Below are 15,460 nucleotides of genomic sequence, written 5' to 3' on the forward strand. Positions count from 1 at the left end.
TATTATTAAATTCCATAAAAATATCTTGCATTTTATTCCAAATTTTATATAAAAACCACCCGACACAACACTTCCTCATGTGGCTGCTGTATTTCTACCCTGACCAAGTTAGTGGGTTATTGTTCTGATGGCATATATATTATAACACAAATATGTTACTAAAAAGTATTGAAATAAATTCATTTTTATGATTGTATAATTAAAAAAGATTTTATTAATTTAAATTCCTTTTTAATTTATTTTTTTTCAACTTTTTCATTAAAAAATTCAGATGCTACGCTCATTGTTTTCGCTACATCGCTTAGATTAGGAGGAATAATAATTTTAGTTGCTTTTCCATTAGCAATATTACCTAATTGTTCAATTGATCTGAGAGTTAGAATTTTTGATGTTAATGGTGAACTATTAAGTAATTCAATTGCTTTCCTTTCTCCTTCGGCCCTAAGAATTGATTCTTGTTTTTGTGCCTCTGCGCGCAAAATTTGTGATTCTTTGTCTGCTTCTGCCTGTAGAATTTTTGCTTGTTTCTCCCCTTGTGCCCTTAAAATTTGAGCTTCTCTTTCTCCTTCGGCAGTTAAAATATTAGCTCTTTTTTCTCTCTCAGCACGCATTTGTTTTTCCATCGCACTTTGAATGTCTGTTGGTGGTAAAATATTTTTAATTTCTACACGGTGCACCTTTATTCCTCAAGCATCTGAAGCCTCATCCAAAACAATTGTTAATTTTGAATTAATTGTATCTCTAGAGGTTAAACACTCATCTAATTCCAATTCTCCTAAAAGATTTCTTAGAGTAGTTGCTGAAAGATTTTCAATGGCTCTAATTGGATTTTCAGCTCCATATTTATATAATTTTGGATCAGTAATAGATAAATAAACCACTGTGTCCACCTTAACTATTGCGTTATCTTTAGTAATAACATCTTGTTCCGGAAAATCAAAAACTTTTTCTTTAAAATTTTCATTTCCAACTATCCTATCAATAAATGGTATTAAAAAATTAATACCTTTTTCTATAATTTTGTGGTATTTTCCTAATCTTTCAACAACAAAAAATTCAGATTGATTTACTATTTTAATTGATTTAACTATTGTTATAATTACAAAAACTAATAATATTGTTAATACAACTAAAACAATAATTAAAGTTACTCATCATTGCATTTTATTGTTCCTTTCTTATATATAAAATATTCCCTTTAATAGTTTCTACAACAACCATTGTTCCTTTTGCAATTCTGCCTTGCCCCTTTACCGAAAGAGTGCGATAATATTTTCCATCGATTTTTATCTTTCCATAATTATTGTCACTATGTCCATATTCGTCACAGTCTTCTAAAAGTTCATTTGGTACAGATTTTGTCAGTCCATCTAAACGTTCATTTTCTGTTTGACTTTTGAGTTTATTTTTCAATAATTTAAAAAATGAAAAATATAAAATAATTCAAAGTATTGTAAAGATTGCAAATTCTATCAAGATAATTCATCATTTACTTTTTGTAAATATGGCTACTAAAACTGACGGTATCGCAGCAACACTAGTTAAACCAAATCAAATTCCATTTGTAGATACTTCTAATATTATAAACAACAAGATTATAGCAACTCAAAAGGTTATAAAAACTATTTTTAAAATCTCTGTCATTTTTCCTTTCTATTTATTAATTTTATATTAATTTAAGTTAAATTTATTATTGAATAAAACTTTTTTAAAGTCAATATTAAAAAAGTTTTCCTATGTATATGTTTTGTTTTTTATATAAGATATAAATAAATTATTAAATGAATTATTTTAACGATAAAATCAAAAACACAAAAACAAGAATTTACTTCCGTTTTTTTTTTTTTTTTATTATTATATAATTGATTACCAAAATTAATTTTTACTATTCATAAGGAAGAGATGGATAAACAAAAGTTATTACTAAGTCTAAGTATATCAACATTAGTTTATAATGTAATCTCTGTTGTGCTATGAACATTAACAAGCATTGTTTTAATTATTAATTTTTCAATGATAAATAAAATTCACTTTAATTGAAGATATTGCTTTCCGTTAAGCTTACTTTATGTCATTCCTACTATCGTTAATGTTTTTGTTTATATTACCTTTTATAAGTTCAACAATAGTATATTTATAATAGCTTTAACTTATTAAAACGAAAAAAAATTCAAAAAATAAAAATATTGGTAATTATTATTCTTTCTTTTATGGTTTTTTCACAATTTTTTTGTTTGAATTCCTATTATTAGTATTTTTACACTACTGCTACACGTTACAATTACAGTGCTTTTCTATTTCATAATAAAAAAATTACGAAATAAAACACCATAAAATCTATTTACTTTAAATAAAGGAGCTTTTTTAAAAATGTCTTGAAACAACGAATCATTACAAAAAAATAAACAAGAACTTGATTTATTATCAGAAAAGTACCATCCACCTAAAATTCTATTATCTTTAAATATTGCTGCATTAATTCTTACTTCTATTATCTCTTTATTTTGATTTCTCATCTTAATCTTAGTGATCGTTTCACTTACTACATTTCATGTTCCGCCCGTTCATAATGATATTGGTTTTGGTTTTGCAAATCCTGCGATAGTTACTGAATCATATAAAGCGATATTTATTGCATCAATTGTTTTTTATGTCATTATATTCTTACTTCTTATTAGTTTATTTTTTATTGTTTTATTTAGTTTTATTAACTCATCCAAAGAAAATAATAAACTATTCAATAAATTCAAATGATATAACTTAATTTCATTCTTTATAATTATTTTTATATTCATTTCGATAACTTTAAGCATTTCCATATTTAATATTCTGTGAATTTTTGTTTTAATAGCCACTTTAATTATTTTATTTACATTATTAATAATTTCACTAAAAAAACAGAAATTTTAAGAAATAGAATAAATTAAATTCTAATCTTATTAATGTATAATTACAAAGATAAAATTAGAATTTATATTACAATATTAGGAGAAATAAATGTCAGCAATTAAAAAAATTCACGCACGCGAAGTTCTTGATTCTCGTGGTAATCCAACTGTACAAGTTGAAGTATTTACTGAGTTAGGTGGATATGGATCAGCTATGGTTCCATCAGGTGCTTCAACCGGTTCAAGAGAAGCGCTTGAATTAAGAGATAAAGGTTCAAAATACGAAAATAATTGATTTGGTGGAAAAGGGGTTATGTTAGCTGTTGATCATGTTAACAACGATATTGCTCCTATTGTCGAAGGAATTGAAGTTACACAACAACGTCTTATAGATCAAAAAATGATAGTTTTGGACGGAACACCCACTAAATCTAAATTAGGAGCTAATGCTATCTTAGGTGTTTCATTAGCCGTGGCTAGAGCAGCTGCAGATGAATTAGAGTTACCACTATATAAATACTTAGGTGGTTTCAATGCGCACCAATTACCAGTTCCAATGTTAAATGTTATTAATGGAGGAGAACACGCTTCAAATACTCTAGACTTCCAAGAATTTATGGTTATGCCAGTAGGTGCAAAATCATTGCGTGAAGCTTTACAAATGGCAAACTTCGTTTTTCATAACTTAGCTAAATTACTTAAAAAACACGGACACGGTATTCAAGTAGGTGATGAGGGTGGATTTGCACCCAACTTTAAATCACATGAAGAAGCATTAGATTTTTTAGTTGAAGCTATTAAACTTTCTGGTTTTAATCCTGCTACTTCTGGTGAAAAAACCGTTGCTATTGCAATGGATTGTGCCTCATCAGAATTATTCAGCAATGGAATATATACTTTTGGAAAATTAAAGGCTGCCATAGAATCAAAAAAACCAGGTTTTGAACATTTAACAAATGTTAAATTAACTTATACAACAGACGAAATGATTACATATTTAGAATCATTAGTTAAAAAATATCCAATTATTTCTATCGAAGATGGATTAGCAGAAAGTGATTGAGCCGGGTTTAAAAAACTTACAGCTGCTATTGGTAATAGAGTACAAATCGTTGGTGATGATTTAACTGTAACAAATACCGAAATTTTAAAGCGCGCTATTGAAGAAAAATCAATGAACTCAATTTTAATTAAAGTAAACCAAATTGGTTCACTATCCGAAACTTTTGATGCAATCCAAATGGCACAAAAAGCAAATATGACAGCTGTAGTTTCACATCGTTCAGGTGAAACCGAAGATACAACAATCGCTGATATTGCAGTCGCAATGAATGCAGGACAAATCAAAACCGGTTCAATGTCTCGTACAGATCGTGTTGCAAAATACAATCGTTTGTTAGCTATTGAAGAAGAATTATCAACAACAGCTAAATTTAAAGGTGTTAAATCTTTCTACAATATCAAAAAATAATTTATAAAACTCTATTAGATCTAATAGAGTTTTATCATATTTTCTGAAAATAAATATAATTTGTGATGATTTAATTGCTTTTACAAAAAATTATCTTAAAGACAATTTAGCATAAAACCACTATTTAAAATAGTGGTTTTATTTCATTATCTTTTGCCAGATGACATGAATAGTTGTAAAATGTAAAACAACAACATTGCAGCACTAATAAAGAGTCTAATTCCTAAATCAAATGCAAATCTAAATTGAATATTTGAATCCATTCATACAACATTTTCAACTTCTTTTTTTGCTTGCATTATATCAGCAACTGTTATTGCAGAAATTAGAATAACCGAAACTAAGGAATAATATCAAGTAATTCTAAAAACAAAGATTGATACAAAAAACATTACTAATAAAGCAACCGATAATATTCCTATAAAAAAATATAGAAAAAATTCTTTAATTAATTGAAAATAACCAATTAAACCAGAAATTAAAATGATACCTAACGGCAATAATGCTATTGCTAAAAATGTAATTGAATCAAGTTCGTAAATATATGTAAAGTAAAATAAAATACTAGTTAATATTAAAGTTCATGCCACAAGTTGTAAAACATAATAAATATATAATCACGAACCATTAATTTTTTTTGTATAATGACTAGTTAAATTCAGAATTATAAACAAGAAAAAACCAACGAATATTATAATTTGAGGTGTTCAACTACCAATATTTGTTTTCAAATAAACTTTGAGAGCATACTGAAAAAATAATGATCCTATTACAACAACAATAAAAGAAAAAGCCATTATTGCTAAAGAAATTCCTCAAATTTTTCTCTTTTGTATTTTTATAATACTTTCTGTATTATATTCATTTACATTTATATTTATTTTTCTCATTTCTCTCCTAATTTGGATTACCTTCTGCTATGACATTAGCTGTCATTTTTAAATGATAAGGGCAAGTTATTTGTTTTTGGTCCTTAGTAAATTGCACATATCAAATTGTATTAGTATCATATTCTCTATTATATTTTTTTCCATTCAAAAAAAATAATTTTATCAATGGAATATTAAAAATTTCTCGTTCTGTTGGATTTTCATTCACTGTAATAACTGGATAAAATTCCAATTCATGTGAAATTAAAATATTAGATTTTATTAACTTAATTTCATCTTCTTGAAAGAACTCTAAGATAGAATGATAATTTTGTTTTAACAATTCCTTCTTTTTTTCTTCAGTTAATTGCTGATATTCATTTGAATTCTCATTCATTTCTTTATTAAAATATTCTATAAATTTATCTTCTACAAATAAATCTACTTGTTCTTTTTCATATTTAGACAAAAAAATATCAAATAATGCTAATTCTTTTGAAAAACCAAATACATAGTAATAATTTTTATTACATAAATCACATTTAGCAATTACTTTAGACGACATTTTCGCTCCTTATGTTTAATTATACAATAAATGATATAAAATTAAACATATGTTAGATTATGAGATCAATAATTTACCTAATAAAATAATTATAGGTTGTGATGAGGTAGGACGTGGTTGTTTATTCGGTCCTTTAGTTGTTGCTTGTGTAATGCTACCAAAAAATTATATTAATTTACAAATTAAAGATTCGAAGTTGTTAAATAAACAAAAACGAGAAATTTTATATAAAAAAATAATAAATGAAGCAGTTGAATATCACATTGAAATACGTGATGTAGATACAATAAATCAATCGAATCCTAAGCAAGAATCAATAAACGGCATGCAAATAGCAATATCTAAGTTTAAAAACATACCAGATGTTGTTCTCACGGACTATGAAAAAATAAACATAAATTATCCACAAATTAATTTAATTAAAGGTGATAATATTGCTTTATCAGTTGCTACCGCTTCTATATTAGCAAAGGTTACTAGAGATAAAATTATGTTTGATTTAGATAATAAATATCCACTTTATGGTTTTAAAAAACATAAAGGTTATGCCACAAAACAACATCTTCAAGCAATTCAACAATATGGTTTAATAGATGGTTTATATCGTATTAAATATAAACCAATTCAACAATTTTTACTAAAAAAGAATTAAATATTTTTTAGAAGAAGATATCAAAAACACCTTATAATCCTTTTTTTAAAAGAAAGAAATGTTTTAAAATAACAAAAATTTTAAAAATTTTATTGATATTAAATAATTGAATTAACTTTATATTAAAATTTTAATTTATTTTTTTATATTTTTATAACTTTATATTATAATATTTGCAAATTTACTGTCAAGTATTTTTACTTGACAGAGTTAGGAGGATTATTTATATGGTCAAAATAAGACTTAAAAGAATGGGAAGTAAATTTAAACCTGTTTATAAAATAGTCGCTGCGGACGCTAGAGCACCACGTGACGGAAAATTTATTGAAGCATTAGGACACTACAATCCAAATACTAAAGAGTTTGTTTTAAACAAAGAAGCTGCTGTAAAATGATTAAAAGAAGGCGCTAAACCTACCGATACTGTCGCAAACCTATTTAAAGCAAACAAAATTTCTAAATAATGAAAATTAATTTCTTAACACTTTTCCCTGAATACTATCAACCTTTTATAACAGAAAGCATTATTTCTAAAGCTATTTCTAAAAATCTTATTCAAATAGAAATAAAAAATTTTAGAGATTATAGTTTAAGCAAACACCATAAAGTTGATGATGAAATATACGGTGGTGGACATGGATTATTACTTCAAATTGAACCTATAGATAGAACTTTAGATTCATTAAATGAAAATCGCGGAGGTTTTAAAATTTTAGTTTCTCCGCAAGGAAAGATCTTTACACAAGAAATAGCACATCAATTATCAAAACTACCAGAGATAACATTTATTTCTGGTCGCTATGAGGGATTTGATGAACGAATCGTAGAATTAGTTGATATAGAGTTATCAATCGGTGATTATGTTTTAACTGGTGGTGAATTACCATCAATGGTAATGGCCGACTCAATTATTCGTTTGATTCCAAATGTTATAAAAAAAGAATCATATGAACATGATTCATTTCAAGGAAATGGTTTATTAGATTACCCCCAATATACAAGACCACGTGAATATAAAAAAATGAGGGTCCCTGAGGTCTTGTTAAATGGAAACCATCAAGAAATTGAAAAATGAAAACGGGAAGCTCAATGAGCAAAAACTATAAAAAATAGACCCGATATCATTGAAAGGATAACTAAAAATGAGAAATAAATACTTAGAATTTGTTGAAAAAGCACAACTACGTACCGATTTACCTGATTTCCGTGTTGGAGACAACGTTAAAGTTTTCGTACGTATTCGTGAAGGTGAAAAAGAACGTATCCAAGTCTTTGAAGGTTTAGTAATAACTAAAAAAGAATCAGGTACCAGAGAAACATTTACAGTAAGAAAAATTTCTTATAACATTGGTGTTGAAAGAACATTCCCAGTACACTCACCTTTAATTGCACATATTGAAGTTTTACGTTCAAACAAAGTACGTAGAAAAAGATTATACTTTATGAGAGATCGTAAAGGTAAAAGTGCACGTCTTAAAGAAATTAAAAGAAAATAATCATCCTAAATTTAAAAGTAAGCGCTTTGCTTACTTTTAATCATCTTTTTTTGGTAGTGATATAATAATAAAAAAATTGAAGGCAAGAAATGAAACAAATAAAATATCAATATCCATATGTGTTTAAAGACAATAAACAACCTATAAATCCAATCATCTTTATTCATGGTTTTAATTCAAATGCAGAAAATCATAATATTTTTATGCAAAATTGAAATTTAAGTGATTATTATGCTATTAGTTTTCCGGGAAACAATTTATTACAACCAAAAAATAGCGATGCTGTCAGCGTTGAATCTTTTGCTGATTTATTAATAAAATTTATTCAAGACAATAATTTAAAAGATGTTGTAGTTATCGGACATTCTATGGGTGGGGGAATTATTTCTTTAGCATACAATAAACAACCAAGTTTATTCGCTAAAATGATATATGTTACTCCAATGAATAAATCCTCATTAGTTAAAAAAGACGAATATTTCGATTCGTATTTTCCTAAAACATTTGAAGAATATAAAAAATTTTTACAAGCTTTATATTATAATACTAACAAACTCTTTAAAAACAAAGAATTTATGAAACGTGAAGAGAAAAATTTTGATCCATATTTATATAATAATAAAACTATAGTAAATCTCGGAAAAAGTTTACCTAACCTCAGTTTAATGAATCAAATAGAAAAAGGTTTAAATAAAATAACGGTTCCTGTCTTGCTTTTGTTAGGTGAAAGAGATACCGTTATTGATCGAGATAATTGTATTAAATACTTTAAAGAAAATGTAAAGAACATCCAAATAGAAGTATTTAATAAAGTCGGACATATGATTTATTATGAAAATTTTGATAAATATTTGCAAATTATTACTGAATTTTATAAAAAATAAGCGTTGATTAAACATAATATAAAAAAGATGAATAAAAATCAATTGATTTAAATCTACATATAATATATTTATGATGCATCTATTTCTTAAGTTAAATTTGATAAAACTTTGATTTTATATTATAAAAACCAAATTTATATTTACTCTAAACCATTTTTATTTTTAAAATTAATTTTGATTGGACACCCTTTAAAATTAAAACTTGCGCGCAGTTGGTTCTCTAAAAATCTTTGATATGAAAAGTGCACAAATTTTTTATTATTTACAAAAAATGTAAATGTTGGTATTTTAGACAATTCTTTTCTAACATAGTATATATTTAATCTTCCGCCATTAAAAGGTTGTGCCGGTTGAATTAATTGAGTTTCTAAAACTAAATTTGACAAAAGAGATGGTTTAATATCTCTTTCCATATTTTCTCTTACCTCAGTCAAAGTTTCAATAAGTTTTCCTATTCTTTGATTAAATTTTGCTGATATAAAAACAAATGGAACTCATGGCACAAAATGAAATTTATTACGCATTTTTTTTTCAAATTCAGCCATTGTATGAGTTTGTTTTTTAATTAAATCTCATTTATTAACAACTATAATTATTGGTTTTTCATTTTCTAAAGCATAACCAATAATTCTTGAATCAAAATGCGAGATTTCCTCTTGAGTTGCATCTATAACTATTAAAGACAAATCTGCTTCCGATAAAGAATTCATTGCACGCATTAATGCATAGTGATCGACACTTTCTACTAACTTAGATTTTTTAGTAATACCTGCAGTATCAATAATATTATATCATTGAGCATTAATTTCAACTTTAGATTTAACACTATCACGTGTTGTACCGGCGATTTCTGAAACAATTGAACGATATTCTTTTGACAAATTATTCAAAAGTGAACTTTTACCTGCATTTGGCTTACCAATAATTGCTAAATTAAATAAATTCTCATTTGATTCACCATTAAAATTTAAATATTCTAAACATTTATCTAATACTTCTCCCACGCCTTCACCATGTAGTGCAGAAATGGGATAAATATGTTCAACACCTAATTTATATCAGCCATAATCAAACATTTGTGCATCTTCTAATTTATTTGCAACAGCAATAATTGGTTTATTGCTCTTTCTTAAAATATTCATTATAAATAAATCATCATTACTAATTTCATTAATTCCATCAAATAAAAATATTATAACATCCGCTTCTTCAATCGCTATTTTTGCTTGAATTTGAATTTGTTCTTGAAATGCTTTATTTTCTATTTCAATCCCGCCAGTATCTATGATTTTAATTTCGTGTCCAGATCAGTTAATTTTTTCATAAAGTCGATCTCTAGTTACACCTGGTTGATCATATACAATAGAAATCTTTTTACCAACAACACGATTAAATAAAGTACTTTTTCCCACATTGGGCTTACCTATAATCGCTACTGTATTACGCATTTTTTGTTCTTTCTATAACTAATTGCATAATTTTTGCAATTACTTCATTTATATTTAACTCAGTACAATCTATATAAACTGCATCTTCTGTTTTATGTAATGGATCAGCTTCGCGATTCATATCTTGCTCATCACGTTTTCTAACATCATAAAGCACTTCATTAAATGCAGTTTTATAACCTAATTCAATGTTTTGTTGCATCCTTCTTCTTGCTCGCTCTTCTTCTTCGGCTCATAAAAAGATTTTAACTTCAGCATGTGGCATTATTTTAAAAGTAGTATCTCTTCCATCAATTATATATCCTTTATTTTCTTTTGTCATTTGTTGTATGTAGTTAACTACGAACTCTCTAACTTCAGGAATTTTAGCTACAGATGGAGTAATTTGAGAAATATAATCAGTGCGAATTGCTTTTGTAATATTTTCACCATTTAATTCGATTTGATCATTTTCTAAAAGTTTTATCTCACAATTTTTTAGAGTATTAATCACAGCACCCTCATCACGAGAATCAACACCATTATCAATGATGTTTTTAGCAATAGCACGATAAACACTACCACTATTTATAAATTTAAAACCGTATCTTGATGCAATCTCTTTAGAAACAGTCGATTTTCCAACACCACTTGGCCCATCTATTGCAATATTTACTTTCATATTTCTCCTTATAAATCTTTATTTTTTAAAATAACTTGGGTAGTTTTTGTTAAATGTTGTTTATTATCTTTAATTTTTAAATAATCTATGAGATATTTTGTTTCTTTTTCATTATAAAAAGATAAATTATCCATAAAAACGTCTTCTTTCTCAAAAAATGCAAGTTTTAAATCAACAAAACTAGAGTATAGGTCATCATAAAGTGGATCTGTTTGAAACTTTGAAACATCCTCTTTGATAATATTCATAGATACCTCTGGTTTTAATTCTGGCTTGTAACTTACATCAATATTTTTTTGAAATCATTTTAATTCTTTTTTTAGTTCTCAATTATTAGATAAAGATAGTAAAAGCAGGTTTTCCTCAACACCTTTACCTTCAATAAATTCTTTTTTTTGAGAATCTTTAAAATTCATATCTTTATTTTACTTTATTTTATTAATTTTAGATAAGAAAAAGCACCAAACTTGGTGCCTTCTTTTATTTTTTAAATAATTGGAGATATTCTCCATATCCTTCTTGTTCTAATTTATCAACTGGAATAAATCTTAATGAAGCAGAATTAATACAATATCTTAACCCACCCAATTCTCTAGGTCCATCTTTAAAAACATGTCCTAAATGTGAGTCCGCATTTAAACTTTTAACCTCTGTTCTTACCATATTATGTGAATAATCAGCAACATTAAATACAACATTATCCTGAATTGGTTTTGAAAAAGCAGGTCAACCACATCCTGAATCAAATTTATCTTCCGACTTAAACAAAGGTGTACCATCAACTATATCAACGTAAATTCCTGGTTCAAAGTGTTTATCATATTCATTAGTAAATGGTCTTTCTGTAAAGGATTCTTGAGTTACTTTATATTGTAATTCTGTAAGTTCTCTTAATCTTTCTTCTTTTGTTTTCTTTTGCATAATTTTTCCTTATAATTAAGCGGATTTCTTTTTTTTTACTTCTAATCTTAATTTTTTGTCTTTTTTGTTTAAAAGTTCAGTGTCATTTTATCATATAACCAATCAAGATAAATGCTAGATAAACCACAACGGTAAATGTATTACTTTGATTTCAACTATCACCCAATATTTCTGGAACCAATACTAAAATAACTAAAGTAGAAATTCATAAGATATTAGTAATATAAATAATTTTTTCTCACAAAGGAATTTTTGCTATTTGTTTTCTTTTTTCTAACAATAAAGCAATAACTGTAGTTAGTGCATCTTCAATTAATAATGCGACACTATTCACATTTATAACTGCTATAAAATAAGGATTTTTTTCTGATGTATCATTACTTAATAATGTAGGTATAAGTCATAAAATGATCATTGATATAAATGTAATAATAGCCGTTAGTATAATAGCATTACGATATTCACCGTGTTTGTTATGGTTAGCATAGTTCGGATTAATATGGTTATCTAAAGCTAATGGAATTAACTTTCTTGCTGTTGCAACGGTTTGTGTAATTTTATATCCTATATCATTAAATATAAAACCTAATACAAATATAACTGTACCCGCATAACCGATTGCAATATAGTAAATTTTAGATATTTCTGTACCTAAAATAGATCTACCTGCTAATAACAATGTATAAAACACTAAATAAATAACAGCAACTATCCCAAGAGATATAAATAGAATTTTACGAAAATTTTTAAATTCTACATCTTTGATCATTGATGCCATATCTTCTATTCCGGCAAATGCAAAAATGAACAATAGCACATTCGCAAATATCAAACTTGCCTTAATTCCTTTAGTTTCTGCTTGTGTAGATAAATCTAAAAACGCTTGATCTGATTTTGAAATAACATTAAAAAGCAAAATAAATAACCCTATACCAAGAAAAGCTCATTTTACTAATGAAGTCATATAAATAATCTTAGTATTAACATTTAAACCTTTAGTAGAAACTAAAATTAAAGCACCAAAAAATACAAAAGCTGTAATTCTTATAGTTCATATTATAGTATAAAAATTGTTAACTTCTTTAGGAATGACTAATTCAAATGTAGTTGATAAAAATAAAGGAGAAATCGATGATAATACCGGTGATTGTAAAAATTGATTTCATCCAACAAAATAACAAAAACTTTTGATTATTTGTTTTTTTAATTTTATTTTTCGTGGTTCGTTCGGATTTTGTTCTTCGAATAAAGTACTATCTAAATGTCTTGCGTACGAATATGAACCACCATAGTGATCCTTAAATGCATTACCCATCCTAGAGAAAACTAGACCGGTACCAGTTACTGTTAAGATACATAATCCTATAATTAAATATCCTCAAAGTCCTGTATCTACTACTTCTGAAATAGTTGTAAGAAAACCAAGGCCGACAATAAAATTAATAGTAAAGAATGTAAAAGTTCTTTCGTTAAAGTGTTTTTTCACTATTCTTTAAATTTTAATTCCTTCTTAGGCTTTTGTTTTTCAAATACAACATTATAGATTTCATCATAATTATAAACAGGTATATAAGTTATATTTTCTTTAATTTCTAAAGGAACATCAAATAAATTTTTTATATTACCTGCAGGTATAAATACATATTTTAGTTTCTTTTGAGAAGCAGCAAATGATTTTTCTTTTAAACCACCAATGTCTAAAACTTTACCTCTAAGGGTTATTTCACCGGTCATTCCAATATTTGATGGAACTACCCTTTTTGATAAAGAAGAAATTAATGCAGTAGTAAATGTAACACCTGCACTTGGCCCATCTTTTGGAACAGCACCTTCTGGAACGTGAATATGAATTGTGGTATTATCAAAATCAAAATCTTTAATACCATATCTTTCTGCATTGGCTCTTACATAAGAAAGTGAAATATTTGCAGATTCTTTCATAACATCTTTTAAAGAACCTGTTAATTTAATTTCGCCTTTTCCTGAATAAGTATTAACTTCTATTTGTAATGTTGTTCCACCGACAGAAGTATAAGCTAATCCATTGACAACACCCGGAGTTTGATAATCATCATTATCATTTTCCTTATATTTAGCAGGACCTAAAAGTTCTTCTAAATCCTTTATTCTAACTTCAAATTGCTTAGTTTTATTATCTGAGAGTTCTAATTTTTTATAAACAAATTTTCTGGCTAATTTATCTAAAATTCTTTTTAATCCGCGCACACCAGCTTCTTTGGTGTAATTTTGAATAATATATTTCATTGTTTCAGTGTCTATTTTAAGAAATTTCTTGTCTGCTCCAACTTGTTCTGTCACTTTTGGCATTAAGTGTTCTTTAGCAATATTAAGTTTTTCAGTTAATGTATAAGCAGACAATTCAATAACTTCGACACGATCAATCAATGCAGGTGGTATATTTTCATAATAATTAGCTGTTGCGATAAATATAGCTTTTGATAAATCATATTCATGTTCTAAGTAATGGTCTTGAAACTTAGTATTTTGTTCTGGGTCCAAAACTTCTAACATCGCTGATGCAGGATCACCTTTGTTTGTTGAAGCCATTTTATCAATTTCATCTAATAAAACAACCGGATTTGAAACACCTGACTGCATAATTCCTTTAATTATTTTTCCAGGCATTGCACCTACATAAGTTCTTCTGTGCCCACGAATTTCACTTTCATCGTGGACCCCACCTAATGAAATTTTTACAAATTTTCTAGATAAAGATTCAGCAATAGCTTTAGAAAGTGAAGTTTTTCCTGTCCCTGGAGGTCCCACTAAACAAATAATTGGAACATTGTTAAATGTATTACTATTTTGTTTTTTATCTTCTTTAAATAAATTCATATCGATTTCTAAATCTTTATCGTAAGGAAATTTATTTTCTTTGTCTTTTTTATTTTCTTCAGTGTTAATAATAACGGCGATATATTCTAAAACTCTTTGTTTAACTTCTTCTAATCCATAGTGATATTTAGAAAGAGTTTTTTTAGCTCTATTAATATCTAAAATTTCAGTTTGAGTTAATCTTCAAGGAAGTTTTTTAAGATAATTTACATAAGTTTTAGAAATGTTTGCTTCTGGTGATGTTGCCATCATCTCGTTTGCTCTTTTAGATTCATCGGCAATTATTTTTTTAACTGATTCTGGATATTTATTTTTCTTAACTGAATCTTTTAATTCTTTTGTATATTCATCTTCATCATTTGGAGAAAGATTCATTTCTTCAAGTTCATCTTGAATTCATTTCATCTTTTCTCTTAAAATAAATTCTTTATGTTGTCCAGCTAGTTTTTGAGTCATTTTTTCTGTCATGTCGGTTTCATATTTTATATTTTGACCTAAAAAATTAGAAAGATCTGTTAATAAATCCATTACACTTATAGAGTTAAAATTATTATATAAATCTAATTTGAATTTAAACTTAAATGAAATAAATGATAAAACAGAAAATAAATATTTTATCTTTTCTTCTTTTGTTGATAATTTTGAAATATTTAAATATTTTTGATCTATTAATTTAAGTATTTCTTTAAATTTATATCTTTTCTTTGGTTCTCAAGGTTTATTTGTAAAAATTATTTCAGTAGAAAATG

General features: G+C 26.5%; 16 protein-coding genes, 1 other RNA gene and 1 pseudogene. 7 read left to right on the plus strand and 11 right to left on the minus strand.

The window, feature by feature from the left end:
- Positions 1–43 precede the first annotated feature (43 nt).
- The 3 genes from ffs to BCF59_RS01640 all read right to left on the minus strand — a co-directional run bounded on the left by ffs (position 44) and on the right by BCF59_RS01640 (position 1,644).
- Positions 44–139: signal recognition particle sRNA small type (ffs, locus tag BCF59_RS01630), an RNA gene on the minus strand.
- A gap of 97 nt (positions 140–236) precedes the next feature.
- Positions 237–1,163 carry an SPFH domain-containing protein gene (locus BCF59_RS01635; protein WP_134110595.1) on the minus strand — a complete coding sequence of 309 codons (927 nt, stop codon included), beginning with the start codon at positions 1,161–1,163 and terminating at the stop codon, positions 237–239.
- 1 nt (position 1,164) lies between these two features.
- Complete coding sequence (locus BCF59_RS01640) at positions 1,165–1,644, minus strand: NfeD family protein (protein ID WP_134110597.1); 480 nt, start codon at positions 1,642–1,644, stop codon at positions 1,165–1,167.
- Between the two features lie 726 nt (positions 1,645–2,370).
- On the opposite strand from BCF59_RS01640, the gene BCF59_RS01645 reads away from it, so the two are divergent.
- Positions 2,371–2,910 (plus strand): hypothetical protein, encoded by a 540-nt coding sequence (locus tag BCF59_RS01645; RefSeq protein WP_134110599.1) that lies wholly within the window; start codon positions 2,371–2,373, stop codon positions 2,908–2,910.
- Positions 2,911–2,997: 87 nt separating this feature from the next.
- Positions 2,998–4,359 (plus strand): phosphopyruvate hydratase, encoded by a 1,362-nt coding sequence (gene eno / locus BCF59_RS01650; RefSeq protein WP_134110601.1) that lies wholly within the window; start codon positions 2,998–3,000, stop codon positions 4,357–4,359.
- A 146-nt stretch (positions 4,360–4,505) separates the two neighbouring features.
- On the opposite strand, the gene BCF59_RS01655 is transcribed toward eno, so the two are convergent.
- Both BCF59_RS01655 and BCF59_RS01660 read right to left on the minus strand, forming a co-directional pair.
- On the minus strand, positions 4,506–5,249 hold the full coding sequence (locus BCF59_RS01655) for an MAG0110 family membrane protein (RefSeq protein ID WP_134110602.1): 744 nt from the start codon (positions 5,247–5,249) through the stop codon (positions 4,506–4,508).
- A 7-nt stretch (positions 5,250–5,256) separates the two neighbouring features.
- Positions 5,257–5,793 carry a hypothetical protein gene (locus tag BCF59_RS01660; RefSeq protein ID WP_134110604.1) on the minus strand — a complete coding sequence of 179 codons (537 nt, stop codon included), beginning with the start codon at positions 5,791–5,793 and terminating at the stop codon, positions 5,257–5,259.
- Positions 5,794–5,842: 49 nt separating this feature from the next.
- Between BCF59_RS01660 and BCF59_RS01665 the strand changes: the two genes are divergently transcribed.
- The 5 genes from BCF59_RS01665 (at position 5,843) to BCF59_RS01685 (ending at position 8,825) form a co-directional block, all read left to right on the plus strand.
- On the plus strand, positions 5,843–6,445 hold the full coding sequence (locus BCF59_RS01665; protein WP_134110606.1) for a ribonuclease HII: 603 nt from the start codon (positions 5,843–5,845) through the stop codon (positions 6,443–6,445).
- A gap of 227 nt (positions 6,446–6,672) precedes the next feature.
- Positions 6,673–6,909 (plus strand): 30S ribosomal protein S16, encoded by a 237-nt coding sequence (gene rpsP, locus BCF59_RS01670; protein WP_134110608.1) that lies wholly within the window; start codon positions 6,673–6,675, stop codon positions 6,907–6,909.
- The gene (gene trmD / locus BCF59_RS01675) at positions 6,909–7,598 is read left to right on the plus strand and encodes a tRNA (guanosine(37)-N1)-methyltransferase TrmD (RefSeq protein WP_134110610.1); all 690 of its coding nucleotides are present in this window, start codon (positions 6,909–6,911) and stop codon (positions 7,596–7,598) included. Before rpsP ends, trmD begins: the two co-directional genes overlap by 1 nt.
- A complete protein-coding gene (gene rplS, locus BCF59_RS01680) occupies positions 7,588–7,941 on the plus strand; it encodes a 50S ribosomal protein L19 (protein ID WP_134110612.1) in 354 nt (117 codons plus the stop codon). Before trmD ends, rplS begins: the two co-directional genes overlap by 11 nt.
- Positions 7,942–8,030: 89 nt before the next feature.
- Positions 8,031–8,825 carry an alpha/beta fold hydrolase gene (locus BCF59_RS01685; protein ID WP_134110615.1) on the plus strand — a complete coding sequence of 265 codons (795 nt, stop codon included), beginning with the start codon at positions 8,031–8,033 and terminating at the stop codon, positions 8,823–8,825.
- A 140-nt stretch (positions 8,826–8,965) separates the two neighbouring features.
- Here the strand turns inward: BCF59_RS01685 and der are convergent, their stop codons facing one another.
- From der to lon, 6 genes and pseudogenes are all read right to left on the minus strand, one after another.
- Entirely contained in the window at positions 8,966–10,273 is a 1,308-nt protein-coding gene (der, locus tag BCF59_RS01690) for a ribosome biogenesis GTPase Der (RefSeq protein ID WP_134110617.1), read from the minus strand.
- Entirely contained in the window at positions 10,266–10,934 is a 669-nt protein-coding gene (gene cmk / locus BCF59_RS01695) for a (d)CMP kinase (RefSeq protein WP_134110619.1), read from the minus strand. Before cmk ends, der begins: the two co-directional genes overlap by 8 nt.
- Before the next feature lie 8 nt (positions 10,935–10,942).
- The gene (locus BCF59_RS01700) at positions 10,943–11,350 is read right to left on the minus strand and encodes a hypothetical protein (protein ID WP_134110621.1); all 408 of its coding nucleotides are present in this window, start codon (positions 11,348–11,350) and stop codon (positions 10,943–10,945) included.
- Positions 11,351–11,414: 64 nt separating this feature from the next.
- Complete coding sequence (gene msrB, locus BCF59_RS01705) at positions 11,415–11,855, minus strand: peptide-methionine (R)-S-oxide reductase MsrB (protein WP_134110623.1); 441 nt, start codon at positions 11,853–11,855, stop codon at positions 11,415–11,417.
- On the minus strand, positions 11,800–13,341 hold the full coding sequence (locus BCF59_RS01710; RefSeq protein ID WP_134110625.1) for an APC family permease: 1,542 nt from the start codon (positions 13,339–13,341) through the stop codon (positions 11,800–11,802). Before BCF59_RS01710 ends, msrB begins: the two co-directional genes overlap by 56 nt.
- Positions 13,341–15,449, minus strand: a pseudogene (gene lon / locus BCF59_RS01715) (endopeptidase La); the annotation flags it as partial. The gene BCF59_RS01710 and the pseudogene lon, both read right to left, overlap by 1 nt.
- Positions 15,450–15,460: the final 11 nt, after the last annotated feature.

The sequence above is a fragment of the Mycoplasmopsis mustelae genome, from assembly GCF_004365095.1.
Classification (GTDB): domain Bacteria; phylum Bacillota_I; class Bacilli_A; order Mycoplasmatales; family Metamycoplasmataceae; genus Mycoplasmopsis; species Mycoplasmopsis mustelae.